The sequence below is a fragment of the Aeromonas finlandensis genome, from assembly GCF_000764645.1.
GTDB lineage: Bacteria > Pseudomonadota > Gammaproteobacteria > Enterobacterales > Aeromonadaceae > Aeromonas > Aeromonas finlandensis.
The window spans coordinates 1-22,631 of the sequence record NZ_JRGK01000056.1; the positions used below are offsets into that span (position 1 = coordinate 1).

At 60.7% G+C, this 22,631-nt stretch carries 25 protein-coding genes; 13 read left to right on the forward strand and 12 right to left on the reverse strand.

Annotated features, from left to right (window positions below; genetic code table 11):
* Positions 1–194: 194 nt before the first annotated feature.
* The 5 genes from pgi to coaBC all read right to left on the reverse strand — a co-directional run bounded on the left by pgi (position 195) and on the right by coaBC (position 5,606).
* Positions 195–1,844 carry a glucose-6-phosphate isomerase gene (gene pgi, locus LD28_RS0107505; protein WP_033136366.1) on the reverse strand — a complete coding sequence of 550 codons (1,650 nt, stop codon included), beginning with the start codon at positions 1,842–1,844 and terminating at the stop codon, positions 195–197.
* Between the two features lie 347 nt (positions 1,845–2,191).
* Complete coding sequence (locus LD28_RS0107510; RefSeq protein WP_033136367.1) at positions 2,192–3,028, reverse strand: mechanosensitive ion channel domain-containing protein; 837 nt, start codon at positions 3,026–3,028, stop codon at positions 2,192–2,194.
* A gap of 166 nt (positions 3,029–3,194) precedes the next feature.
* The gene (gene slmA / locus LD28_RS0107515; protein WP_033136368.1) at positions 3,195–3,791 is read right to left on the reverse strand and encodes a nucleoid occlusion factor SlmA; all 597 of its coding nucleotides are present in this window, start codon (positions 3,789–3,791) and stop codon (positions 3,195–3,197) included.
* A gap of 68 nt (positions 3,792–3,859) precedes the next feature.
* Entirely contained in the window at positions 3,860–4,318 is a 459-nt protein-coding gene (gene dut / locus LD28_RS0107520; protein WP_033136369.1) for a dUTP diphosphatase, read from the reverse strand.
* A gap of 85 nt (positions 4,319–4,403) precedes the next feature.
* On the reverse strand, positions 4,404–5,606 hold the full coding sequence (gene coaBC / locus LD28_RS0107525) for a bifunctional phosphopantothenoylcysteine decarboxylase/phosphopantothenate--cysteine ligase CoaBC (RefSeq protein WP_033136370.1): 1,203 nt from the start codon (positions 5,604–5,606) through the stop codon (positions 4,404–4,406).
* A gap of 147 nt (positions 5,607–5,753) precedes the next feature.
* Between coaBC and radC the strand changes: the two genes are divergently transcribed.
* From radC to LD28_RS0107550, 6 genes are all read left to right on the forward strand, one after another.
* Positions 5,754–6,428 (forward strand): RadC family protein, encoded by a 675-nt coding sequence (gene radC / locus LD28_RS0107530; RefSeq protein WP_033136371.1) that lies wholly within the window; start codon positions 5,754–5,756, stop codon positions 6,426–6,428.
* Positions 6,429–6,564: 136 nt separating this feature from the next.
* Positions 6,565–6,801 carry a 50S ribosomal protein L28 gene (rpmB, locus tag LD28_RS22175; RefSeq protein WP_005307492.1) on the forward strand — a complete coding sequence of 79 codons (237 nt, stop codon included), beginning with the start codon at positions 6,565–6,567 and terminating at the stop codon, positions 6,799–6,801.
* Positions 6,802–6,812: 11 nt separating this feature from the next.
* On the forward strand, positions 6,813–6,980 hold the full coding sequence (gene rpmG, locus LD28_RS0107535; protein WP_005307500.1) for a 50S ribosomal protein L33: 168 nt from the start codon (positions 6,813–6,815) through the stop codon (positions 6,978–6,980).
* A gap of 93 nt (positions 6,981–7,073) precedes the next feature.
* Positions 7,074–7,529 carry a hypothetical protein gene (locus LD28_RS0107540; RefSeq protein WP_033136372.1) on the forward strand — a complete coding sequence of 152 codons (456 nt, stop codon included), beginning with the start codon at positions 7,074–7,076 and terminating at the stop codon, positions 7,527–7,529.
* A gap of 24 nt (positions 7,530–7,553) precedes the next feature.
* Positions 7,554–8,366: a bifunctional DNA-formamidopyrimidine glycosylase/DNA-(apurinic or apyrimidinic site) lyase gene (mutM, locus tag LD28_RS0107545; protein WP_033136373.1), complete on the forward strand. Its 813-nt coding sequence runs from the start codon at positions 7,554–7,556 to the stop codon at positions 8,364–8,366.
* Positions 8,367–8,542: 176 nt separating this feature from the next.
* A complete protein-coding gene (locus LD28_RS0107550) occupies positions 8,543–9,415 on the forward strand; it encodes a VirK/YbjX family protein (RefSeq protein ID WP_033136374.1) in 873 nt (290 codons plus the stop codon).
* A gap of 92 nt (positions 9,416–9,507) precedes the next feature.
* On the opposite strand, the gene coaD is transcribed toward LD28_RS0107550, so the two are convergent.
* Complete coding sequence (gene coaD, locus LD28_RS0107555; RefSeq protein ID WP_019446530.1) at positions 9,508–9,993, reverse strand: pantetheine-phosphate adenylyltransferase; 486 nt, start codon at positions 9,991–9,993, stop codon at positions 9,508–9,510.
* A gap of 134 nt (positions 9,994–10,127) precedes the next feature.
* Between coaD and LD28_RS0107560 the strand changes: the two genes are divergently transcribed.
* Complete coding sequence (locus LD28_RS0107560; RefSeq protein ID WP_033136375.1) at positions 10,128–11,165, forward strand: glycosyltransferase family 9 protein; 1,038 nt, start codon at positions 10,128–10,130, stop codon at positions 11,163–11,165.
* A gap of 338 nt (positions 11,166–11,503) precedes the next feature.
* On the opposite strand, the gene LD28_RS0107565 is transcribed toward LD28_RS0107560, so the two are convergent.
* Positions 11,504–12,280 (reverse strand): glycosyltransferase family 2 protein, encoded by a 777-nt coding sequence (locus LD28_RS0107565; protein ID WP_033136376.1) that lies wholly within the window; start codon positions 12,278–12,280, stop codon positions 11,504–11,506.
* Between the two features lie 276 nt (positions 12,281–12,556).
* Between LD28_RS0107565 and waaF the strand changes: the two genes are divergently transcribed.
* Both waaF and waaA read left to right on the forward strand, forming a co-directional pair.
* A complete protein-coding gene (gene waaF, locus LD28_RS0107570; protein ID WP_033136377.1) occupies positions 12,557–13,591 on the forward strand; it encodes a lipopolysaccharide heptosyltransferase II in 1,035 nt (344 codons plus the stop codon).
* Position 13,592: 1 nt separating this feature from the next.
* Positions 13,593–14,858 carry a lipid IV(A) 3-deoxy-D-manno-octulosonic acid transferase gene (gene waaA / locus LD28_RS0107575; RefSeq protein WP_033136378.1) on the forward strand — a complete coding sequence of 422 codons (1,266 nt, stop codon included), beginning with the start codon at positions 13,593–13,595 and terminating at the stop codon, positions 14,856–14,858.
* Between the two features lie 126 nt (positions 14,859–14,984).
* Here the strand turns inward: waaA and LD28_RS0107580 are convergent, their stop codons facing one another.
* The 4 genes from LD28_RS0107580 to LD28_RS0107595 all read right to left on the reverse strand — a co-directional run bounded on the left by LD28_RS0107580 (position 14,985) and on the right by LD28_RS0107595 (position 19,474).
* Positions 14,985–17,090: a bifunctional 2',3'-cyclic-nucleotide 2'-phosphodiesterase/3'-nucleotidase gene (locus LD28_RS0107580; protein ID WP_081959457.1), complete on the reverse strand. Its 2,106-nt coding sequence runs from the start codon at positions 17,088–17,090 to the stop codon at positions 14,985–14,987.
* A gap of 306 nt (positions 17,091–17,396) precedes the next feature.
* Positions 17,397–18,656, reverse strand: coding sequence for a PTS ascorbate transporter subunit IIC (locus LD28_RS0107585; protein ID WP_033136379.1), 1,260 nt, complete (start codon positions 18,654–18,656; stop codon positions 17,397–17,399).
* A gap of 51 nt (positions 18,657–18,707) precedes the next feature.
* A complete protein-coding gene (locus LD28_RS0107590) occupies positions 18,708–18,995 on the reverse strand; it encodes a PTS sugar transporter subunit IIB (RefSeq protein WP_033136380.1) in 288 nt (95 codons plus the stop codon).
* Positions 18,996–19,030: 35 nt separating this feature from the next.
* On the reverse strand, positions 19,031–19,474 hold the full coding sequence (locus LD28_RS0107595; protein WP_033136381.1) for a PTS sugar transporter subunit IIA: 444 nt from the start codon (positions 19,472–19,474) through the stop codon (positions 19,031–19,033).
* A gap of 252 nt (positions 19,475–19,726) precedes the next feature.
* Here LD28_RS0107595 and LD28_RS0107600 point away from each other — a divergent pair, with 252 nt between their 5' ends.
* From LD28_RS0107600 to LD28_RS0107610, 4 genes are all read left to right on the forward strand, one after another.
* Positions 19,727–20,746: a LacI family DNA-binding transcriptional regulator gene (locus LD28_RS0107600; protein ID WP_033136382.1), complete on the forward strand. Its 1,020-nt coding sequence runs from the start codon at positions 19,727–19,729 to the stop codon at positions 20,744–20,746.
* Between the two features lie 31 nt (positions 20,747–20,777).
* Positions 20,778–21,758 (forward strand): acrylyl-CoA reductase (NADPH), encoded by a 981-nt coding sequence (acuI, locus tag LD28_RS0107605; protein ID WP_033136383.1) that lies wholly within the window; start codon positions 20,778–20,780, stop codon positions 21,756–21,758.
* Positions 21,759–21,832: 74 nt separating this feature from the next.
* Positions 21,833–21,958, forward strand: coding sequence for a hypothetical protein (locus tag LD28_RS23905; protein ID WP_275066049.1), 126 nt, complete (start codon positions 21,833–21,835; stop codon positions 21,956–21,958).
* A 137-nt stretch (positions 21,959–22,095) separates the two neighbouring features.
* Complete coding sequence (locus LD28_RS0107610; RefSeq protein WP_033136384.1) at positions 22,096–22,428, forward strand: DUF2799 domain-containing protein; 333 nt, start codon at positions 22,096–22,098, stop codon at positions 22,426–22,428.
* A 19-nt stretch (positions 22,429–22,447) separates the two neighbouring features.
* Here LD28_RS0107610 and LD28_RS23545 read toward each other — a convergent pair whose 3' ends face one another.
* Positions 22,448–22,612 (reverse strand): hypothetical protein, encoded by a 165-nt coding sequence (locus tag LD28_RS23545; protein WP_156120141.1) that lies wholly within the window; start codon positions 22,610–22,612, stop codon positions 22,448–22,450.
* Positions 22,613–22,631 lie beyond the last annotated feature (19 nt).

A 22,631-nucleotide genomic window follows, 5' to 3' on the forward strand; every position in this document is an offset into this window, starting at 1 on the left:
ACATGAAGGACATGAAACGTATCGCTGTTGGCGGTTAAGCCAGCATCGGGCTGGATGATGAAGGGGCGGGGATGACGATCCCCGTCGCCGATCGGACTGGACACCCGACCGGCCAGCCAGAAAAACCAGCCCGACAGCCATAAAAAAGCCCCGCTCATCGAGCGGGGCTTTTGCATTCAGAAAGGCCGGATAAATCAGGCTTTCCACGCTTTCCAGGTGTTGATCAGACCGTTGGTGGAGCAGTCGTGACTGGTGACAGCCTCGGTGGTGTTGAGCTCCGGCAGGATCTTGTTGGCCAGCTGTTTGCCCAGCTCCACGCCCCACTGGTCGAAGCTGAAGATGTTCCAGATTGCGCCCTGTACGAAGATCTTGTGCTCGTACATGGCGATCAGGGCACCCAGGGTTTTCGGGGTCAGGCTCTTGAACAGGATGGAGTTGGTCGGGCGGTTGCCTTCGAACACCTTGAACGGCACCAGATCCTTGACCTGCTCCAGAGTCTTGCCAGCCGCCAGGAACTCGGCTTCGACCTGCTCTTTGCTCTTGCCGAAGGCCAGCGCCTCGGTCTGGGCGAAGAAGTTGGCCAGCAGTTTCGGGTGGTGGTCACCGATCGGGTTGTGGCTGATGGCTGGTGCCAGGAAGTCACAGGGGATCAGCTTGGTGCCCTGGTGGATCAGCTGGTAGAAGGCGTGCTGGCCGTTGGTGCCCGGCTCACCCCAGATGATGGGGCCAGTCTGGTAGTCAACCGGCTTGCCGTTGCGATCCACATACTTGCCATTGGATTCCATGTTGCCCTGCTGGAAGTAGGCAGGGAAGCGGTGCATGTACTGGTCGTACGGCAGAATGGCTTCGGACTCGGCACCGTAGAAGTTGTTGTACCACAGGCCAATCAGCGCCAGCAGTACCGGCACGTTCTGCTCATAGGAGGCGGTGGCGAAGTGCATGTCCATCTCGAAGGCGCCTTGAAGCAGGGCTTCGAAGTTTTCGAAACCGACGGAGAGGGCGATGGGCATGCCGATGGCAGACCAGGAGGAGTAGCGGCCGCCAACCCAGTCCCAGAACTCGAACATGTTGTCGGTGTCGATGCCGAACTCGGCCACGGCCTTGCCGTTGGTGGAGAGGGCAGCGAAGTGCTTGGCAACGTGGGCCTTGTCACCGGCGATATTGATGAACCAGTCGCGGGCGGTCAGGGCGTTGGTCATGGTCTCCTGGGTGGTGAAGGTCTTGGAGGCCACCAGGAACAGGGTGGTTTCCGGATCGATCTTCTTCAGGGTCTCGGCGATGTGGGTGCCGTCGACGTTGGAGACGAAGTGCATCTGCAGGTGGTTTTTGTAGGGGCGCAGCGCCTCGGTGATCATCACCGGACCCAGGTCAGAGCCACCGATACCGATGTTGACCACGTGCTGGATCGCTTTGCCGGTGTAGCCTTTCCACTCGCCGGAGATGATCTTCTCGCAGAAGCCCTTCATCTTGGCCAGTACGGCATTCACTTCCGGCATCACATCCTTGCCGTCGCACTCGATGGGGCGGTCGGAGCGGTTGCGCAGGGCCACGTGCAGTACGGAGCGACCCTCGGTCATGTTGATCTTGTCGCCATTGAACATGGCGTCGATCGCGCTGCGAAGATCGGTCTCTTTGGCCAGATCAACCAGCAACTTGAGGGTTTCTTCGGTGATCAGGTTCTTCGAGTAATCAACCAGGATGTCGCCGCCGAAGGTGAGGGAAAACTTGTCAAAGCGCTTCGGGTCCTGCGCGAACAGATCCTTGAGTCGGGTCTCTTTGTTTGCTGCAAAGTGGGCTTCCAGTGCCTGCCAGGCCTGGGTTTGGGTTGGATTGATATTTTTCATAGGATTCCTGAAATGCCAAGTTGTGTTTGAACCTTGCAGGCAAGGTCCCGCCAAACCTTATTATCCGAGCATTATAGCGAGCCGATCGGGCGGCCCGTGTAACAGATTTTTACCGATTGTCTTTTACCGCAATGGGTCACTGTCGGGAGCATACAACCAGAACATTGGGATTATGTGTCACGAAAGCAAGGCGGATCTTGCGCTTGCTCATGATTGGGGCCACCCCGATGGCCTGAAATTGTTTTCATCCGGTTGGCTTGGTTATGCATCGAAACGGCCATGGGGCGGGGCCAGAAACGACAATGCCAGCCCGAAGGCTGGCATTGTCTGTTGCAGCAGAACCGCGATCACGCCTGCGGTTTTTGCATGTGCATCACCATCTGCGGGAAGGGGATCTCGACGCCTTCGGCATCAAAGGTCAGTTTCACCTTCTCGTGGAAGTCGAACCAGACACCCCAGTAATCGCCGGTCTTGACCCACGGGCGCACCACGATATTGACCGAGGAGTCGGCCAGCGCGGCGACGGCGATGGTGACGGCCGGATCTTTCAGGATGCGCGGCTCTTCGTTCACCAGACGCTCGAGGATCTGCTTGGCCTTGCGCAGGTCGGAGCCGTAGCCGATGCCGAAGGTCATGTCGACGCGGCGGGTATCCATGCGTGAGTAGTTGACGATGGTGCCGTTGAGGATGGCGGAGTTCGGGACTACCACCATCTTGTTGTCACCGGAGGTGAGGGTGGTGGTAAAGAGCTGAACGGACTGCACCACACCCGCAGTGCCAGCCACTTCGATAAACTCGCCCGCCTTGATGGGGCGGAAGATGATCAGCAGGAAGCCGGCGGCAAAGTTGGAGAGCGAGCCCTGCAACGCCAGACCGATGGCCAGACCGGCGGCACCGATAATGGCGACGAAGGAGGCGGTTTGCACCCCGACCCGGCCCAGTGCGGCGATCACCACGAACACCAGAATGGCGTACTTGAGGATGCTGCCGACGAAGTGAGTGACGGTGGTGTCCAGCTTGCGGGTCTGCATCACCTTGACCACGCCACCGCTGAGCAGGTTGGCGGCGATATAGCCGACCAGCAGGGTCAGCAGGGCGGCGGCGATATTGACGCCGTATTCGATCAGCAGCCCCTGATTATTGACCAGCCAGGTCTGCGCTTCGGTAATGATTTCGGGTTCCATAGGATGTCCTGTCAGGTTTTAAAAGGTTTATGGTGGATGAATCTAACACCGCAGCGCGACAGTCCGGGTCGCATCTGGTACTTCTTTTCTGCCATAAAAAGCTGACACAAAAAAGAAGGGAGGCCTTGGCCTCCCTTCTTTTGTGCTGAATGATGCGAAAAAACCATCAGCTCTGCAGCAACTGGCTGCGGATAAATTGCCACTGATCCTCGAAACCGGCGGTGGGTTTGAGCTTGAACTCGGAGCGAACAAACTGACTGATGCGACCTTCGGTGTAGGCCAGCAGCAGATTGGCCAGCATGGTCTCGTCGAGCTGGAAGCCCTGCCCTTCGCGCAGCCGCTTCTCACGCAGTACCTGCTTGATCTGGGTCTCCAGCTTGTCGAACAGGATGCTGATGCGATCCCGCAGTCGATCGTGCTCACCCAGCAGGGCATCGCCGTTGAGGATGCGGGTGATGCCGGGATTGCGCTCGGCAAACACCAGCAGCAGCTGCAGGATGTGGTGGCAGCGCGCCATGGTGTCCTTCTCTTCATCCATGATCAGATTGACCCGTGACAGCAGGGAATCCTCGATAAAGTCGATCAGCCCCTCGAACATCCGCGCCTTGCTGGGAAAATGTCGATAGAGGGCTGCTTCAGAGACGCCGACCTCGGCCGCCAGACGGGCCGTGGTGATGCGCTGACCCGGACTGGTTTCCAGCATATGGGCGAGCGCTTGCAGGATCTGATCACGCCGACTCGGTTTCTGATTACTGCTTGCCATGGATTCCCCTAAAAAAACAATGGCTTGATTCTGTTATTAAGCACCGCCCATCGGGCAGGTGTGGTCTGTTATTGGCGACCAGAAGAACCAAAACCGCCTTCACCCCGTTCGCTCTGATTGAACTCATCGACCAGTTGGAAGCTGGCCTGAACGACCGGCATGATCACCAGTTGGGCGATGCGCTCGCCAGGTTGCATGGTGAACTCATCTTTGCCGCGGTTCCAGACCGAAACCATCAGCTGGCCCTGGTAGTCGGAATCGATGAGGCCGACCAGGTTGCCCAGCACGATGCCGTGCTTATGGCCGAGGCCGGAGCGGGGCAGAATGGTGGCACACAGAGCCGGATCCTGAATGTGAATGGCCAGACCGGTTGGCACTAGCGTGGTATCACCCGGAGCCAGGGTCAGCGGTGCATCCAGCAGGGCGCGCAGATCCATACCGGCAGAGCCCGGTGTGGCGTAGGCGGGCAGCGGGTACTCGGTACCGATACGGGCATCCAGAATCTTCAGTTCAATTTGTGTTGTCATGAATCGTTTTTTCAGTTGGAACTTGTGTCGGCGCCTCTCTTGCACGGCAAGGCGGGGCGTCATGAGTCTTGCGTTATCGGGACGCTCAGCGCCGGTAGTGGCTCGCAATCAGGGCAACCAGATGACGGGCCAGCGTCAGCTTGTCGGCCAGCGGCAGAGGCGCTTGGCCCCCTTGCCAGAACACGGTCAGGGCGTTGTCATCGGCGTTGAAGCCCTGCCCCTCGCGGGACACATCGTTGGCGGCGATCATGTCCAGCCGCTTACGCTGCAACTTGTCGAGGGCGTATTGTTCCACATCCACGGTTTCGGCGGCAAATCCGACGGTGAAGGGTTTGTCTGAAAGGGCGCCGACGGCAGCGATGATGTCGGGGTTCTTCACCAGCTTCACCACCATCTGGTCGTTGTCGCCGGTCTTCTTGATCTTCTGGCTGGCTACCTGCTCGGGGCGATAGTCGGCCACCGCCGCGCAGCCGATGAAGAGGTCGCACTCGCCGACCCGGCTCATCACCGCCTGATGCATCTGCTCGGCACTCTCCACATCGACACGGGTAACGCCAGCAGGCGTCGCCAGTGCCACTGGCCCGCTCACCAGCGTCACCTCTGCACCCGCCTCACGGGCGGCGCGGGCGATGGCATAGCCCATCTTGCCGGAGCTGTGGTTGCTGATGTAGCGCACCGGATCCAGCGCCTCGCGGGTTGGACCTGCGGTCAGCAGCAGCTTGACGCCCGCCAGCAACGGCTCGGCAGCCAGTTGCTGACAGCAGCGGTCCACCAGTTCGAGGGGATCCAGCATCCGGCCCGGGCCCACGTCGCCACAGGCCTGGCTGCCGGCATCCGGCCCCCACAGCAGAATGCCGCGGCTGGCCAGGGTCTTGAGGTTGGCCTGGGTCGCAGCGTTGAGATACATCTGCTGGTTCATGGCGGGCGCCAGCGTGATGGGCGCCGGGGTTGCCAGACAGAGGGTGGTCAGCAGTTCATCGGCCATGCCGGCGGCCATGCGGGCCATCAGGTTGGCGCTGGCGGGGGCGATCAGTACCAGATCGGCCCACTTGGCCAGCTCGATATGGCCCATGCCCGCTTCGGCAGAGGGATCCAGCAGGCTGTAGGCCACCGGATGACCGGAGACCGCCTGCAGGGTCAGCGGGGTGATGAACTCCTTGGCGGAGCGGGTCATCACCACTCGCACTTCGGCCCCCTGATCTTTCAGGCGGCGTACCAGCTCGGCACTCTTGTAGGCGGCGATCCCGCCACTGACACCCAACAGGATGCGTTTATCGGCCAATCTCATCTGCTGTTTCTCTATCCGGCTCATTCTGACTGGTCGGCTAAGATACCACAGGCAATGGATGACGACAGGGGTTGGCATCAAGGGGTGTGGTCGGGCGCGCGCAATTTTTTGCTATGTTTTTTCTCAACAGGGATGAGGGAGAGACAAATGAGCATCAAAGAGTGGCCGGAAGATGAACGACCCAGAGAGAAGCTGTTGCGTCAGGGCCCCGCGGCGCTCTCCGATGCCGAACTGCTCGCCATCTTTTTGCGCACCGGTGTCAATGGCCTGAGTGCGGTGGATCTTTCACGCAAGCTGTTGAATCAATTCGGCTCTTTGCGCAGCTTGCTGGGGGCGGATCAACAGGGATTCTGCGAGGCGCACGGCCTTGGCCCGGCCAAATATGCCCAGTTGCAGGCGGTGCTGGAGATGGCCAGACGCCATTTGGCCGAGCAGCTGCAACGGGGTGATGCGCTCACCTCGCCCCAGTTGACCCGGGACTATCTGCAGGCCCAGCTACGGGATCGGCCGCGCGAGGTGTTTGCCCTGCTGTTGCTCGACAATCAGCACAGAGTCATTCAATTTGTTGAGCTTTTTTTCGGCACAATCGACTCGGCAAGCGTCTGGCCAAGAGAAATCGTGCAGATCGCGCTCAAACATAATGCAGCCGCTGTGATTCTGGCGCATAATCACCCGTCCGGCGTCGCCGAGCCCAGTAGGGCCGACCGCCAGATCACGGATCGGATCACGGCCGCCTTGGCCCTGATCGATATCAGAGTGCTGGATCACTTGGTGATCGGTGACGGCATCACGGTTTCTTTTGCCGAGCGTGGTTGGTTATGACTGCGCTCTGGCACCGTATTAGTTGATCTTTGATCACGGATGCTGTATAAAATGCCGCCTTCTGTTTGCCCCGCAATCGAAGGCCAGCGGGGCAGATATTTGCTCGAGCAATGAAGTAAGATTTGGAGAGACTGACATGTCTAGAGTATGCCAAGTAACCGGCAAGCGCCCGGCAGTTGGTAACAACCGTTCGCACGCTAACAACGCTACCAAGCGTCGTTTCCTGCCGAACCTGCACACTCACCGTTTCTGGGTTGAGAGTGAAAAACGCTTCGTAAGTCTGCGCGTATCCGCAAAAGGCATGCGTATCATCGACAAGCGTGGCGTTGAAGTGGTTCTGGCTGAACTGCGCGCCAGCGGTGTTAAGGTATAAGGAATTAGATCATGGCTAAAGGTATTCGCGAGAAAATTCGCCTGAACTCCAGCGCCGGTACTGGTCACTTCTATACCACTACCAAAAACAAGCGCACCATGCCCGAAAAAATGGAGATCAAAAAGTTTGATCCCGTTGTTCGTCAGCATGTGATCTACAAGGAAGGCAAAATCAAGTAATTACTTGATGCTGCATTCCCAAAAACCCGGCTTCGTGCCGGGTTTTTTTATGCGTCGAATTCAGTACACTGCCGGTTCAAAGGGAGGCTTGCCATGTTCAAATTGAGCCGCAAAGGCTGGAATAACGTGATCATCGTGGTGGTGCTGATCGTGATCACCCTGTTGCATCGTATGGAGACTGCCCAGCAGGAGAACAGCGCCAAGCGGGCTCGCCCCTTGCTGCCGGATGCAGCTGTGGTGCTCACCTGGCAGGGGCCGAGCTGGCAGATCGAGCGGATCGGTCAGGGCTGGCGCAGCGGGCCGGATCTGGGATTCGACAGTGCTCAGCTGGATGCCCGTCTGGCGCGCTGGCAGAGCTGGTTGCTGCCCCCCGGCGAGGCGGTACGCGGTACACCGGTGACCATCAAGGTGTGGATTGCCGGCCAGAACGATCCGGTCGAGATCGGCCTCTATCAGAACAGCGGTCAATATGGCGCCCAGCTGCCGTCCGGCCTCTGGCTCTCCCTCACTGCCGAACAGTATCGCGATCTGCTGCGTCCTGCTCCCTGAGCTCCTTTTCCTTGCGAGGTTCCAATGCCTGAATTGCCAGAAGTTGAAGTCAGCCGTCAGGGGATCTCCCCCTGGCTTACCGGCATCAAGGTCACCAGGGTGGTGGTGCGGGATGGCCGCCTGCGCTGGCCGATCCCCGGTGAAATTCAGGAGCTGGTGGACCTCACCATCCATCGGGTGCGCCGCCGCGCCAAATACCTGCTGCTGGAGACCGATTTCGGCACCGCCATCCTCCATCTGGGGATGTCCGGCAGTTTGCGGGTGCTGGATATTGGCACCCCGGCCGAGAAGCATGACCACGTGGATATCGAGCTGGAGAATGGCAAGCTGCTGCGGCTCAACGATCCGCGCCGTTTCGGCGCCCTGCTCTGGACCCGTGAACCGGCCGAAGCCCACGCGCTGCTGGCCAAGCTGGGGCCGGAGCCGCTCACCGATGCCTTCAATGGCGATTACCTGCGCGATCGCGCCAAGGGGCGCAGCACCGCCATCAAGCAGTTCCTGATGGACAATCAGGTGGTGGTCGGGGTGGGCAACATCTACGCCAACGAGGCGCTCTATGCCGCTGGCATTCACCCCAAACGGGCGGCGGGCAACATCAGTGGTGAGCGGCTGGGAACCCTGGTGGCCGAGATCAAGCGAGTGTTGGCCGAGGCCATCCGTCAGGGGGGCACCACCCTCAAGGATTTCACCAGTGCCGATGGCAAGCCGGGCTATTTCGTGCAGCAGTTGCAGGTCTATGGCCGTGGTGGCCAGCCCTGTTTCCACTGTCACACTCCGCTGACCGAGATAAGAATGGGGCAGCGCACCACGGTTTTTTGCACTCATTGCCAGCGCTGAGCGCACTTTTTGCCCCGATCCGGGGGAAGTTGTAACAGCGTATTGCCACGCTGTTGAAGATTTGCACAGCTGTCACTAATATCCCGACCGTTCAGGCGGTTTGAGAAATAAAAATGACAGTTAAATCAATAGACTGGGAACTCCTATCCCGGCAAGAGCGCTATTGCGCCAAAAGCATGGCCCGCTTCCTCTACCCCGAGGGATGCGAGCGCCAGACCTTCAATCGCGGCAAGTTCGTGCTGCGCAGCCTGCTCTATCGCAAGTCGCTGAGCCGGGTCTTCAGCCTGTTTCAGTGCGAGTCGCTCAAGGCGCTGCCTGCCCTTTACCCCGAACTGCTCGACAAGCCGATGCGTCCCTACCGCTTCGCCAGTGCCAGCGCTCGCCAACGGGCCGAGATGATGGAAAATCACTATCGGTTGCTGCTGGAGTGCTACCCGCTGCTGATCGACCCGCTCTATCTGGGCGAGGGGATTGAGCTGGGGCACTATCCCCAGAGCGGCTGCCGGATCCTGCTGCGCCATGACGGCACCTTCCGCCGCGAGGCCGAGCTGGCACTCTCCATCGTCAACGGCGAGGGGCAGCGCCTCTACAGCTGCGCCTTCTCGCTGGCGGGCAGTGCGGAGCGTTTGATTCTGATGATCGGCTCCATGCAGGGGCCGGAGCCTGCGGTCGACAATGCCCAGGATCGGGTGCGCGAGCTGACCAAAGAGGGGCACGGCCTGCGGCCCAAATCTCTGCTGGTGCAACTGGTGCTGCAACTGGCACAGAGCATGGGGGCGGCAGAGGTGCTGGCGGTGCGCAAGCGGGCCCACGTGTTCCAGGCCAAGCGCTACAGCAGCAAGCAGAAAGCCAACCTGCAGGCCGATTATGACGAGCTGTGGCAGGAGTTCGATGCCCGGGATGTGGACGCCAACTTCGTCGCCTTGCAAGCACAGCCGCGCAAGCCGCTGGAGGAGATCGCCTCCAAGAAGCGGGCCATGTACCGGCGCCGCTACGAGTGGCTCGATCTGCTGGTGCAGGGGATGCGCGAGCGGTTTGCCCGTCAGTAACCGGCACGCTGGCTGAAGTCCTCACAACGAGACCAATACAACAAGGGCTACCCGCGGGTAGCCCTTGTTCGTTTCTGCCAATCAGGGAGGGATTAGCGCTGCTGCTGTTTGGCGGCGATGGCCTGCGCCACCACGGGGTCGACAAACTGGCGGATGTCGCCACCGTGCAGCGCCACCTCTTTCACCAGAGTGGAGGAGATAAAGGAGTTCTCCTCCGCCGGAGTGAGGAAGACGCTCTCCAGCTCCGGCATCAGGCGGCGGTTCATGTTGGCCAGCTGGAACTCGTACTCGAAGTCGGAGACGGCGCGCAAACCGCGGATCAGCACGTTGGCCTGATGCTCTTTGGCGAAATCGACCAGCAGGCCGGAGAAGCCCACCACCTTGACGTTGGGCAACTGGCTGGTCACTTGCTGTACCAGCTGGACACGTTCTGCCAGATCGAACAGCGGGCGCTTGCTCGGGCTGTTGGCGACACCGACCACCACCTCGTCAAACAGCTTGGCGGCCCGGCCGATGAGATCGGCGTGGCCATTGGTAACGGGATCAAAAGTCCCGGGATAAATTACCCTGGTAGTCATCTTTGCGGTCCTGCAACCTGGAAATTTGGTCGCATTATAAGGTCGTCGCTTGAGAATAGCAGTGCATCAGGCAAGAATACGCCATCGCGCATCAAGCCTCCTTGCATTGGTGACAGGGAGCAAAGGGATTTTTTATGAAACGTATTCTGGTCGTTCGCAATGACAAGATTGGTGACTTCATGCTGGCGTGGCCGAGCTTCGCCATGCTCAAAGGCTCCATGGCGTGTCATGTGACTGCCCTGGTTCCGGCCTACACGGCGCCGCTGGCCCGGCTCTGCCCCTGGATTGACGAGGTGATCATCGATCCGGGTGTGCGGGCCGACAAGGAGCAACAGCGAGCGCTGCTGGCCCGGATCAAGGCGGCGGCGTTCGATGCGTCCATCTGCCTCTTCTCCAACTCCCGCAACGCCATGCTGGTGTGGAAGGCGCACATCCCTTACCGGCTGGCACCGGCGACCAAGCTGGCGCAGGTGCTCTACAACCAGCGGCTGGTGCAGCGTCGCTCCCGCTCGCTGAAGCCGGAGTCCGAGTACAACCTGGATCTGATCCGCCGCTTCCTGGCCGATCAGCAGGTGGCCGTGGTGGAGCCCAAGACCCCCTTCCTGCAGTTCGATGACGAGACCCTGCAACAGGTGCGCGAGCAGCTGGCAGCCAAGCTCAAGCTGGATGCCAGCCGCCCCTGGCTGATGGTGCACGCCGGTAGCGGCGGTTCGGCCAACAACCTCTCCATCGAGCAGTATGCCCGCATCATCATCAAGCTCAATCAGGCTTGCCCCGAGCTGCAGTGCGTGCTGACCGCTGGCCCGGGTGAGGAGAAGCTGGCCGAACAGCTGGCGGCGGAGCTGCTGGCCCACGGTGGTAACGGCTGGATCTACCGCTCCAGCGACGGTCTGCCGATGTTCTGTCAGGTGCTGGCCAACGCCGCGCTGTTCGTGGCGGGCAGTACCGGGCCGCTCCATATCGCTGGCGCGCTGGATGTGCCGACCGTCGGCTTCTTCCCGATGCGCAGCTCCGCCACCCCGCTACGCTGGAAGCCTCTCAACAGCGAAGGGCGTCACCTCGCCTTCAGCCCGCCGGAGGATAGCGACCACCCGGAGGATATGAGCCAGCTCGATCCCAAGACCATGGTGCCGGTGATGGCCCGCTGGGCGGCGCCTTTCTGGCAGAAGTAAGGTATGCAGCAATGCAAACAGGGCCCCGCGGGGCCCTGTTTTGTATGGTGATGATCGCAGCTGACAGACCAGCAGATCGGACATTGTCCCGGTAGCCCTTTTACGGCCCTCTCTGGACCCCGCTGGTGCGGCTCCTGCCGGTATAAGCTGGAGTTGGGTCATTTAACCAAAATCCATAAATTAAACTTATAGCGAACGATCTAACCCCTGCCGCCACCCGTCATTACGATTGTGAGCCCCGCAAGGGCTCCGCCCGATCTGCCGCCATGCTATTCGCCCCTTGTTCCGGTGGAACAAGGGGCGAATTAACGAATTTGCGGTGGGGTGGCGTACAGCCCTTATTCCGGCTGCTGCGGCTGTTGGCGCACCCAGAGGTCGGCGTATTTGACGAAGGTGGAGTGGGCGGAGAGGATCGCCAGCAGCAGCCCCTGCTTGCCATCGAGGAAGCCCGCCTTGAGCAGGTACATCTTGAGGAAGCAGCCGACGGCGTGGATCAGCCCCTGACTGAGGGAGCCCTTCTTGCCGCGGGCGGTGCGCTGATCGGCCCAGGCGCGGGCATAACCGGCGGATTTGACCAGATAGTGCTCCAGATCCCGATAGGTGAAGTGGAGCAGGTCGCCATGAATATTGACGATCTTCATGTTGGCCCGCACTTCCACCTTCTCGTGCACCAGCGCCTCGTTGTAGCTGGTGAGCGCCTTGGGATAGAGGCGCAGCACCCGATCCGGATACCAGCCGCTGTGGCGGATAAAGCGGCCAAACACCCAGGAGAGGCGCGGCAGCGAGTAGATGGTGTCGCTGGCCGGATTGGCCATCACGTTGGCGATGGCGGTTTTCAGCTCGGGGGTGAGCCGCTCGTCGGCATCCAGCCACAGCACCCAGTCGGATTGCACATGGGACTGGGCCAGCCGGCGCTGTTTGCCAAAGCCCGGCCACTTGGCGTTGACGAAGAAGCGGGCACCAAATTCGGCGGCAATGGCCGGGGTCTCGTCCTGACTGCCGGAGTCCAGAATGACGATCTCGTCCACCAGTCCGTCGAGGGAGGCGAGGCACTTGCGCAGGTTGTCGGCTTCATTCTTGACGATCAGAACGGCAGCCAGAGTCGGTTTTTTCACGAATGTGGGCTCACGGTTATTGCCCGGCTGGCGGGTCGAATGCGTATTGATGGGCCATTCTAACGGAAAAACGGGCCAAAGAGAGAGCCGCCATTGCCCGTTTCTCCCTGCTGGTTGCCTGTCTCGTCTCGCCCGGTTGGAAGAGGGTCACCGCTGGAAAAATGAGGCGGATGGGGGGATGCGCGAGGATCTTCTGTTATTTATCCACTCATTCTTGGGGCATAATCTCGCCCAGTGATGATTAACAGCCGGGCCAGTCCCGAGAGAAGACGCGTGATGAAAATATTGGTGATCGGCCCCTCCTGGGTCGGTGATATGGTGATGTCCCAGAGCCTCTACAAGGCGATCAAGGCCAACCATCCGGAGAGTGAACTGCATGTGATGGCCCCCGCCTGGTGCTGCGCCCTGCTGGAGCGGATGCCGGAGGTGGACAAGGCGATCACCATGCCCCTTGGCCACGGTGACTTCAAACTGGTGGCGCGCCGTCGCCTCGGCAAGCAGCTGGCGGCCGAAAAATACGATCAGGCCATCGTCCAGCCCAACTCCATGAAGTCGGCGCTGATCCCCTGGTTTGCCCGCATTCCGGTGCGTACCGGCTGGAAGGGCGAGAGCCGCTATGGCCTGCTCAACGATCTGCGCAGCAACAAGTCCGCCTTCCCGCTGATGGTGGAGGGCTATCTGGCGCTCGCCTATCCCAAGGAGCAGATGAAGAGCCGGGCCGATATTCCGACCATTCCCCACCCTTCTCTGCACGTCGACCTGATCAACCAGAGCAAGGCGCTGGAGCGACTGGGGCTGGATCGCGCCCGCCCGGTGCTGGTGCTCTGCCCCGGTGCCGAGTTTGGTCCGGCCAAGCGCTGGCCGGAGGGGCATTACGCCGTGGTGGCCCAGCAGCATCTGGACGAAGGGTGGCAGGTGTGGATCTTCGGCTCCAACAAGGATGTGCCGGTCGGCAACACCATCCGGGATCGGGTCAATCTGCTGACTCGCCCCAACTGCCATGTGCTGGCGGGCAAGACCAGTTTGCACGAGGCGATCGATCTGATGGCGCTGGCCAGCCGGGTCATCTCCAACGACTCCGGCCTGATGCACATCGCCGCCGCCCTCAACCGGCCGCTGGTGGGTGTCTATGGCTCCACCTCGCCGCTCTACACCCCGCCGCTGGCAGATCGGGTCGAGATCGTTCACACCGACATCGAGTGTCGCCCCTGCTTCAAGCGCACCTGCAAGTTCGGCCATCTCAAGTGCCTGATCGACCTGCCGCCGGAGCAGGTGGTCGATGCCTGCAAGAAGCTGGAGCAGAGCCAGTAAGATGCCCTACCGTCTGCTCTACAACTTGTTGATCCATCTGGGATTGCCGCTGGCGCTGCTGGCCCTCTACAAGCCGAAGAAGGGCAAGCCCGGCTTTGGCGAGCGCTGGGCCGAGCATCTCGGGCGGCTGCCCGCCACCGGACAGGATGCGCCGCTGTGGATCCATGCGGTGAGCGTGGGGGAGACGCTGGCCATCACGCCGCTCATTCGAGCCCTCAAGGCGGAGCGGCCCGATCTGCCGATCCTGCTCACCACCACCACTCGCACCGGCGCCGAGCAGGCCGCCAAGCTGGGGGAGCTGGTGATGCATCGCTACGCGCCGCTCGACTACCCGTGGGCGGTGGCGGCCTTTCTCGACACCTTCAAGCCGCGCGCGCTCTGGGTGATGGAGACCGAGTTGTGGCCGAACTGGCTGGCCGCCTGCGAGGCGCGCCACCTGCCGGTGACCATTATCAATGCCCGCCTTTCCGAGCGTTCCTGCCAGCGTTATGCCCGTTTCCGCGGCGCCTTCGACGCCCTGAGCCGACCGCTGACCCATCTGCTCTGTCAGCATCAGGATGACGCCGACCGCTTCGCCCGCCTCGGCATCGATCGTTCGCGGCTGGCGGTGACCGGCTCCATCAAGTTCGATATCCAGTTTGGTGACGAGGTGCAGGCCAAAGGGCGTGCCCTGCGTCAGCAGCTGGGGGCGGATCGGCCGGTCTGGATTGCCGCCAGCACCCATCTGGGTGAGGACGAGCAGGTGCTGGCGGCCTTCGATCTGCTGCTCAAACGCCATCCCGCTGCGCTGCTCATTCTGGTGCCGCGCCACCCCGAGCGGTTCGACCGGGTGGCCGAACTGTGTGCCCCTTATGGCTGCGTGCGGCGCACTGATGGTGCTGCGCTGAGTGCCGGGGATAAGGTCTATCTCGGCGATACCATGGGCGAGCTGCCGCTGATGCTGGCGGCGGCCGATGTGGCCTTCGTTGGCGGCAGTCTGGTCAAGGTGGGCGGCCACAATCTGCTGGAGCCAGCGGCGCTCGGCAAGCCCTGCCTGACTGGCCCCGCCTACTTCAACTTCAGCGACATCACCCGTCAGCTGGTGGCTCAGGGGGGCGCCGCCATCGTGGCCGATGCTGCCGCTCTGGGCGAGCAGGTGAGCCAGCTGTTTGCCGATGTGACCGCCCGCCGCGAGATGGGGGAGCAGGCCCGCGCCGTGGTGCTGCGCAATCAGGGGGCGCTGGCCCGCACCCTCTCGCATTGCCTCGCCGCACTGGAGAGTGACTAGCGCAGCCCAGAGTCAGGGTGCTTGATGCCCCGCACACCAGATCGTCAGTTTGTAATCGATAAAAAGAAGCCCCCTCCGGTCTGGAGGGGGCTTTTTCGTTATCCAGTCACTGTGACCTGATGAAGATTAGGGGGCCAGATTCAGCTTGTACTGACCCTTGGCTGCGATATCGTCATCAACGCCCGGGGTACCTTTTGGCGGCATCGTCTTCAGATAGGTGTACTTGCCTGCGGCCAATGCCTGAGCTTCCGGGCTGGGGGACGTGTAGAAACGCAGGTCCAGATTGGCGGGGAGCTTGGCAAAGTGCCAGATCTCATCGGCTTTCGGTGTAAAGCCCTCTTTCGGCGACTGTCTTGCCAGCTCGGTGAGGTACTCGGAAAGCGCGCGAGGGGTTTCATAGCCATCTTCCAGCACAATCTGCTTACCATCGATGCCCGGGAAGTGGCATCCGCCACTGGCGCGGTAGTTATTGGTCACTACGTAGAAGTACTGATCCGGATCGACCGGTTGGCCCTGATAGGTCAGCTTGGTAATGCGCGAGCTGTCGCTCACCTTGACGCCATCTATGGTGTAACGCGCCGGTTTGGTGACATCCACTTCGTATTTCACCCCGCTGATTACGTCAAAGCAGTAGCTGCGATACTGTTCGTTGATCAGATCCTGCGGTCCTGTGTTGGTGATATCGATCTGGTTGTACTGAACGGCACTCTTCTCCAGCCACTCCTTGACGGTTGCACCGGTGATCTTGACCACTTGTACTGTGTTGGGGAAGACATAGAGGTCGGCGATGTTGCGCAAAGAGAGTTCACCCGTCGGCACATAGGTGTAGTCTTTGGGGCCGTTGCGCCCGCCACGGAAGGGGGCTGCGACAGCGAGGATCGGCAGTGGCTCGGGGAGCAGCCCCTCCTTCTGCAACTCCTTGCCGCGCCAGAGCTGGGCATCGTTCACGATCTGGATGGACGGATCGGGCTGCACCCGAGCGAAATAGCTATAGAACGGCTGGGTAATTTTGCTGATCGGGGTCTTCAGCCACTCTCTGGTCTCCTGATGCTCAGTGGTGAGTTGATCCACCACATCCGGATCTTCATAACTTGTCGGGCTGCTGTCGATCTTGCGCAATCCCGCCTTGCTTGACGCAACCTGCCAGCGGCCATCCTGCCATGTCAGCTTCAGGTCGATGACCCCGAGGTGGGTGCCCGTGACCGCAGGCATCACGGTGGGGATGCCAGCCAGCGTCCCTTTGACGTTATCCACATCCTTGATGTTGGCGTAGCTCTTGTCGCCGGGGAATTCGCGGTGGGCATGGCCAATCAACAGCGCATTGACCCCCTTTACTTTGGCCAGCGGCAGGGCAGCATGTTCCATCCCCTTGACTCGTTCGCCGCCGATCAGGCCGGTATGGGCGACCACCACGATGAGGTCTGCACCATTTGCCTGCATCTGTGGAATATAGTGCTCGGCAGTTTCAACCATGTCGGCCACCACCACCTTGCCCTCCAGCATGCTCTTGTCCCACATGGTGATCTGTGGTGGCGTCAGCCCCAGAAAACCGACCTTGATGGTCTGGGGCTTGCCGTTGACGTCGATCACCTGGCGCTCAAGGATCACATAGGGTTTGAAGTACTGTTTGCTCCAGTCGATGGCGCCCTTGCCATCACGGCTGAAAGCGTCGGCCTGGAAGACGTTGGCGTTGATGTAGGGGTAGTTGGCGCCGCTCAGGGTCCCTTTCAGGAAGTCGAGACCAAAGTTGAACTCGTGGTTACCCAGGTTGCCGACATCATATTTCATGACGTTGAGCGCCTTGATCGCCGGGTGGGTATGTTTTTTGAACCACTGTTCGGCAAACGCCTTGGTTTTGGCTTCGTCAGCACCGGCACTGCCGAGATCGTTGGCAAACTGCTGATGGATGTAGTCGGCCAGGGGGGTCCCCTGGATCAGGTCTCCGTTATCGATCAGCAGGTTGTTTGGATTTTCCTCACGTGCCTTCTTGATCAGCACAGCGGTACGGGCGAATCCCAGCTGGGGGGCCTTCTCATCCTGGTAGTAGTCAAAACTGCGCAGGTTGGCGTGAATATCGGATGTCTCAATGAGCCGCAGGCTCACGTCACCGGGGGCTTGGGCCTGGGTACTCGTGGGTTGGTTGATATTCGCAGGTGCTTGAGAGTCGTTCTGGTTGCAGCCGGACAGCGCAAAGACCACTGCCACCGCACTTATTTTAAGGGTGGTTTTCATCGTAGGGTTCTCTTTTTGTCTTGTTATTTGTATGCCAGCGCGGGCATTTTATAGACAGCAAAGGAGTCCTGTTGTGAGCAGGTTAACAACCGTGGCTAACAGGTTATGTATCAGTAGTGGAGAGGTTATGCTATTGATTCAGCGCTATTTATGCTGTCTGGTCGGAGAGCAGCATGGCTTGCGGCGAGTGATTGGGGGGCGCTCAGAGAGGGATGAGCGGAACTATTTCTTGCCTGTCCGGTGGCTGGCAACCCGAAAAAAAACGGAGCGCGATGCGCTCCGTTTCTGTTGTTGGCGGTGACGGGATTAGCGAACGATCAACCCCAGCAGGATGCCCAGCACGCCGAAGTCGGAGTCGCTGAAGGTGGTGTTGGCCACACCGATGTCGCCCAGTACCGGCAGCAGGAACACCGGCAGAATGGTGAGCAGCAGCAGGCCGTTGGCGAAGGAGCCCAGAATGGCGCCGCGACGACCACCGGTGGCGTTACCGAATACCCCGGCGGCCGCGCCGACGAAGAAGTGCGGTACCACGCCCGGGATGATGACGGTCAGCCCCATTACGTAGAGCAGCGCCATCCCCACCAGACCGGCGGCAAAGCTCGACAGGAAGCCGATCAGCACGGCGTTGGGGGCGTAAGGGAAGACGATGGGGCAGTCGAGCGCCGGTTTGGCGTTCGGTACCAGCTTGTCGGAGATCCCCTTGAAGGCTGGCACGATCTCGGCGATGACCATCCGTACACCTTGCAGGATGACGTAGACGCCCGCCGCGAAAGTGATGGACTGCATCAGGGAGAACATGAACCAGTGCTTGCCATTGGCGACGCTGGAGACAAACTCGGGGCCGGCGAAGGCAGAGGTCACCAGGAAGATGATGCCCATGGTGAAGGAGATGGCCACCGGGGTGTCGCGCAGGAACAGCAGGCTCTTGGGCACCTGCACATCTTCACAGCTGTGGGCCTTGTTGCCGAACTTGGCGCCGATCAGGGCGGAAAGTACGTAGGAGCAGGTGGAGAAGTGACCCAGCGCCACGTCGTCGGAGCCGGTGATCTGCTTCATGAAGGGGTGGGCGATGGCCGGGAAGAAGACCATGGCGACACCGACCACCAGACTGCCCACCGCGATGAGGGGGGCGCCACTCATGCCACCGGCAGAGAGGATCACGGCCACCATCATCGACATGAACAGGGTGTGGTGACCGGTCAGGAAGATGAATTTCCACGGGGTCAGGCGGGCGATCAGGATGTTCACCAGCATGGCGAAGAACATGATCATCGCCATCTCCTTGCCAAACGAGGTCTGGGCGATGGAGACGATGGCCTCGTTGTTGGGGACAACCCCCTTGATGCCGAAGGCGTGCTGGAAGATGACGGCGAAGTCACCCAGCGAGTTGATCACTAGGGTGGCACCGGCCCCCAGAATGACGAAACCCATGATGGTCTTGACCGTGCCCTTGATGCACTCGGTCACCGGCTTCTTCTGGGCAATCAGGCCGATAAGCGCGATCAGGCCGACCAGCACGGCGGGCTCGGACAGCACGTCAAACATCAGAAAGTTGAAAAATCCCATGGTCAGCTCCTGGCAATGGAAGATGCGGCCCGCAGGCCGCATGGAGGATTCTTAGAGGGCGCCCAGTTCGCGCAGGGCGGTGGAGAGCTTCTCTTTCATCGCGGCCTTGTCGACCATGTTGTCGAGGGCCACCAGACGACCGTTGACGCCCATGCTCTGCAGCTGCTCGGCGATGTCGCGAGTGGCGACAAACATCTCGGCGGTTTCGCTACCGGCGGAGGCCAGATCGCGGTGATCCACTTCGGCAGTGACCGCCAGCTCTTTCAGGATGCTCTTGATGCTCATTTCCATCATCAGGCTGGTGCCCAGACCGTGACCGCATACAACCAGAATTTTCATCGTATCTTCCTTTGTCAGGTGCGCCTCGGCGCAGATCAGTAGCGCGCCAGAATGCGCAAGATGTCGTCTTTGGTGTCGGCCGCAATGATGGCCGCCACATCCTCTTCATTCATAAACAGCTCAGCCAGCTGGGCGATGGTCTCCACGTGGGAGTTGCTGTCGCTGGCTGCCAGGGTGATCAGCAGCTGGATCGGATCGTTACCCTCGGAATCGAAGTTGACCCCCTGCTTGATGACGGTCAGCCCCAGACCCAGCCGGTTGACCCCATCCTCGGGGCGAGCGTGGGGCATCGCCAGACCGGGGCCCAGTACGTAGTAGGGGCCGAGCTCCTCATGGGAACGAAACAGCGCCGCCACGTAGGAGGGCTCGATGGTGCCATTGGCCAGCAGGGGCGCCGTTGCCAGCTCGATGGCGTGGCGCCAGTCGCGGGCGGCGGGTTCGATGCGGATGACATCCTCGGTCAGCAGTTGAGTCAGCATGGTGGTGATCCGGCTAGTTAAGATGGGGGCCAATCTAACGATCTTGCCGCTCGGAAACTGTGAGGGTGATCTCGAAAGTTAGCGCTATCAGATAGCGCTAACATGAAACTGTGATAGCGCTATCACTTTGCCCATTAACGGGAGTCATCTTGCCCCCGCGATCCGGGAAAGAGGGTAGAATCGGCCCTGAGCAAATGGTCTGTGCCGCACTTTTGCCTTAAAGTGGGCCGCCGCAAGTCGAGGATGGGATGGATGTCAGAAGCAAAGAAGCGCCGTAGCACGGGTCGGGTGACCCTCAACGATGTGGCTCAGCTGGCCGGTGTGGGGGCCATGACGGTCTCCCGTGCCCTGCGCACACCGGAGATGGTCTCCGACAAGATGCGCGAGCGCATCGAAGCTGCGGTGGAGGAGCTCGGCTATATCCCCAATCGGGCGGCCGGGGCGCTGGCCTCGGGGACCTCTCATGTCATTCTGGTGATAGTGCCAAGCCTGCTGGATCGCGCCAGTGCCGAGTTGATGGCCGGGCTGCAACCGCGGTTGATGAAAGCCGGTTATCAGCTGGTGCTGGGCGACGCCCAACACCTGCGTCAGCAGAGCGAACAGCTGGAGCATCTGCTGCAGTACAATCCGGCTGCCGTGATCGTGCTGGGCTGCCTTGAGTCGCCGGATGACAAAGCGCTGCTGCGTAACAGCCGCCTGCCGGTGGTAGAGGTGGGGGCGCTGGTGCCCCATCCCATGGATCTCTGTGTCGGCGGCTCCAATCAGGAGGCCGGCTATCGGTTGACTCGCCATCTCATCGAGCGGGGTTATCGCAATATCGGTTTTCTCTGTGCCCGTCAGGAGCAGTGGATGCTGCAACAACGGATGCGCGGCTGGCAGCAGGCGATGCTCGAGAGCTATCTCTCGCCCGATATGGTGATCAATACCTCGGAGGTGCCCAGTTTCAGCACGGGAGCCGCCATGCTGGGGGAGTTCCTGCTGCGCTGGCCCGAGCTGGACGCGCTGATCTGTGTCAACGACGAGCTGGCGGCGGGGGTGCTGTTCGAGTGCCAGAGGCGGCACCTGAGTGTGCCCGGCAAGTTGGCCATTGCCGGTTTCGATGATTCCGATGTGGCGAAGGCCTGTTATCCTGCGCTGACGTCGGTCCATATTCCCTATCGCAAAATGGGCAGCATGGCTGCCGAGATGATCCTGCGTAAATTGGCGGGCGAGGAGCTGCAAGAGAGTACCCAGCCCCTCGAGTTTGAATTGCAAAAGCGCCAAAGCAGCTGATCCCTTTTCATATGTCATTAAAGAGGCAACCATGTTCAAGGCTCTGTTACTGGAAAACCAAGACGGCAAGACTGTTCCGACTCTGACCCGGCTGGCCGAGAGCCAGTTGCCGGAAGGTGAGGTGCGGGTGGCGGTCACCTACAGCTCCATCAACTACAAGGATGGGCTGGCGATCACCGGCAAGGGCAAGATCGTGCGCCAGTGGCCGCTGGTGCCCGGCATCGACTTCGCCGGTACCGTGCTCGAATCTGCCGACAGCCGCTATCAGCCCGGCGACAAGGTGGTGCTGACCGGCTGGGGCGTGGGCGAAGGGCACTGGGGCGGCATGGCTGAACAGGCACGGGTCAAGGGGGATTGGCTGGTGCCGCTGTCCGCCGGGCTCGATGAGCGGCAAGCCATGTGTATCGGTACCGCCGGTCTCACCGCCATGCTCTGCGTGCTGGCGCTGGAAGAGGCGGGCATTACTCCCGAAAGTGGCGAGGTGCTGGTCACCGGCGCGGCGGGCGGCGTGGGGTCCACCTCGGTCGCTCTGCTGGCAGCCCTTGGCTATCAGGTGGCGGCGCTGACCGGTCGTCCCGAAGAGCAGGGCGCCATGCTGACTGCGCTGGGTGCCAGTCGCATCGTGCCGCGCAGCGAACTGCTGGTGCCCGCCAAGCCGCTGGAAAAACAGCTGTGGGCCGGCGCCATCGATACCGTCGGCAGCCAGGTGCTGGCCAAGTTGCTGGCCCAGATGAACTATGGCGGCGCCGTGGCGGCCTGCGGGTTGGCGGGCGGTTTCGATCTGCCAACCAGCGTGATGCCCTTCATCCTGCGCAACGTGCGCCTGCAGGGGGTCGATTCGGTGATGTGCCCGCTGGCGCGTCGTCAACTGGCGTGGCAGCGACTGGCGAGGGATCTGCCCGCCAGCTTCTTCGAACAGGCCGTCACCGAGATTGGGCTGGAGCAGGTGGTTGAGGCCGCCGAGGCCATCACGCTGGGCCAGATCGCCGGGCGCACCCTGGTCAAACTTTGATCTCCCCTTGACTGGCGAGCCCGACATTTCCGGATAAAATTGGAGTGCGGGTGAACTATCCAAGGAGAGCGAAGATGGGTGGACACAAGCCGGATTACGACTCCTCCGATGACGAGTGGGATCCGGAATCCTGGGAAGAAGAGCTGGAACAGTGGGAAGATGAAAGCTGGCAGGATGATGACACTTTCGATGACCAGTGAACCACGGCATTGAACGAACAGGCGGGCTTTGTGCCCGCCTGATTTTTTTGCCGCGCTCACAAGGCTGGTGCATCGCCCTTGGTCGTTGCCTTGCTGCTGGGTAGAATGAACTGCCCAAATGACACTCAAGGATGACTATGCGACTCACCATCATACTGTTGGCCGCCCTGCTGGGTGGCTGCGTCTCCAACGACGACCCTTGCGAGAAGGTGTGGGGCGATGTGGGGGAGGCCGATGGCAAGCTGGGCTTTACTGCCGATCGAGTCGAGTTCCATCAGGGCCAGTGCGGCAAAAAGGTGGATGCCGAGCTATGGGAGCAGGGACGTCAGAAGGGGTTGGCCTGGTATTGCCGTCCGGAGCATCTCTATCTGGCTGGCCGCTCCGGCAGCGAGTATCGCGGTGTCTGTCCCAATGACTCCCAGGCGCGCAGGCTGTTCGAGCAGGGGCGTCAGGGCTGGACCGATCAATAAGCCACTGACAGGGAGGGGGTTACTCCTCTTTCAATCGCAACGGCTGGCAGAGATAGCTCTTCTCGTTGGCACTGCGGGCACACTTGCCGCAGACAAACTTGGGTTTGCGCACGATTTTTCTCAGCGCCTTGAGATCGGTGGGGATCTCGTGGCGGCGCCACTCACACAGGGTTTTGCTGCCCATAACGACTACCTCTACGACT

Excerpts from the sequence above, each read along its gene's own strand:
- coaD (WP_019446530.1), bottom strand. The coding sequence starts at position 9,993 with ATGACTACCAGGGTAATTTATCCCGGGACTTTTGATCCCGTTACCAAT.
- radC (WP_033136371.1), top strand. The coding sequence starts at position 5,754 with ATGAGCATCAAAGAGTGGCCGGAAGATGAACGACCCAGAGAGAAGCTG.
- LD28_RS0107585 (WP_033136379.1), bottom strand. The coding sequence starts at position 18,656 with ATGGGATTTTTCAACTTTCTGATGTTTGACGTGCTGTCCGAGCCCGCC.
- LD28_RS0107610 (WP_033136384.1), top strand. The coding sequence starts at position 22,096 with ATGCGACTCACCATCATACTGTTGGCCGCCCTGCTGGGTGGCTGCGTC.
- rpmG (WP_005307500.1), top strand. The coding sequence starts at position 6,813 with ATGGCTAAAGGTATTCGCGAGAAAATTCGCCTGAACTCCAGCGCCGGT.
- waaA (WP_033136378.1), top strand. The coding sequence starts at position 13,593 with ATGCCCTACCGTCTGCTCTACAACTTGTTGATCCATCTGGGATTGCCG.
- rpmB (WP_005307492.1), top strand. The coding sequence starts at position 6,565 with ATGTCTAGAGTATGCCAAGTAACCGGCAAGCGCCCGGCAGTTGGTAAC.
- slmA (WP_033136368.1), bottom strand. The coding sequence starts at position 3,791 with ATGGCAAGCAGTAATCAGAAACCGAGTCGGCGTGATCAGATCCTGCAA.
- LD28_RS0107560 (WP_033136375.1), top strand. The coding sequence starts at position 10,128 with ATGAAACGTATTCTGGTCGTTCGCAATGACAAGATTGGTGACTTCATG.
- LD28_RS0107580 (WP_081959457.1), bottom strand. The coding sequence starts at position 17,090 with ATGAAAACCACCCTTAAAATAAGTGCGGTGGCAGTGGTCTTTGCGCTG.
- mutM (WP_033136373.1), top strand. The coding sequence starts at position 7,554 with ATGCCTGAATTGCCAGAAGTTGAAGTCAGCCGTCAGGGGATCTCCCCC.
- LD28_RS0107540 (WP_033136372.1), top strand. The coding sequence starts at position 7,074 with ATGTTCAAATTGAGCCGCAAAGGCTGGAATAACGTGATCATCGTGGTG.
- pgi (WP_033136366.1), bottom strand. The coding sequence starts at position 1,844 with ATGAAAAATATCAATCCAACCCAAACCCAGGCCTGGCAGGCACTGGAA.
- LD28_RS23905 (WP_275066049.1), top strand. The coding sequence starts at position 21,833 with ATGGGTGGACACAAGCCGGATTACGACTCCTCCGATGACGAGTGGGAT.
- LD28_RS0107550 (WP_033136374.1), top strand. The coding sequence starts at position 8,543 with ATGGCCCGCTTCCTCTACCCCGAGGGATGCGAGCGCCAGACCTTCAAT.
- LD28_RS0107590 (WP_033136380.1), bottom strand. The coding sequence starts at position 18,995 with ATGAAAATTCTGGTTGTATGCGGTCACGGTCTGGGCACCAGCCTGATG.
- LD28_RS23545 (WP_156120141.1), bottom strand. The coding sequence starts at position 22,612 with ATGGGCAGCAAAACCCTGTGTGAGTGGCGCCGCCACGAGATCCCCACC.
- waaF (WP_033136377.1), top strand. The coding sequence starts at position 12,557 with ATGAAAATATTGGTGATCGGCCCCTCCTGGGTCGGTGATATGGTGATG.
- coaBC (WP_033136370.1), bottom strand. The coding sequence starts at position 5,606 with ATGAGATTGGCCGATAAACGCATCCTGTTGGGTGTCAGTGGCGGGATC.
- LD28_RS0107510 (WP_033136367.1), bottom strand. The coding sequence starts at position 3,028 with ATGGAACCCGAAATCATTACCGAAGCGCAGACCTGGCTGGTCAATAAT.
- acuI (WP_033136383.1), top strand. The coding sequence starts at position 20,778 with ATGTTCAAGGCTCTGTTACTGGAAAACCAAGACGGCAAGACTGTTCCG.
- LD28_RS0107600 (WP_033136382.1), top strand. The coding sequence starts at position 19,727 with ATGTCAGAAGCAAAGAAGCGCCGTAGCACGGGTCGGGTGACCCTCAAC.
- LD28_RS0107595 (WP_033136381.1), bottom strand. The coding sequence starts at position 19,474 with ATGCTGACTCAACTGCTGACCGAGGATGTCATCCGCATCGAACCCGCC.
- dut (WP_033136369.1), bottom strand. The coding sequence starts at position 4,318 with ATGACAACACAAATTGAACTGAAGATTCTGGATGCCCGTATCGGTACC.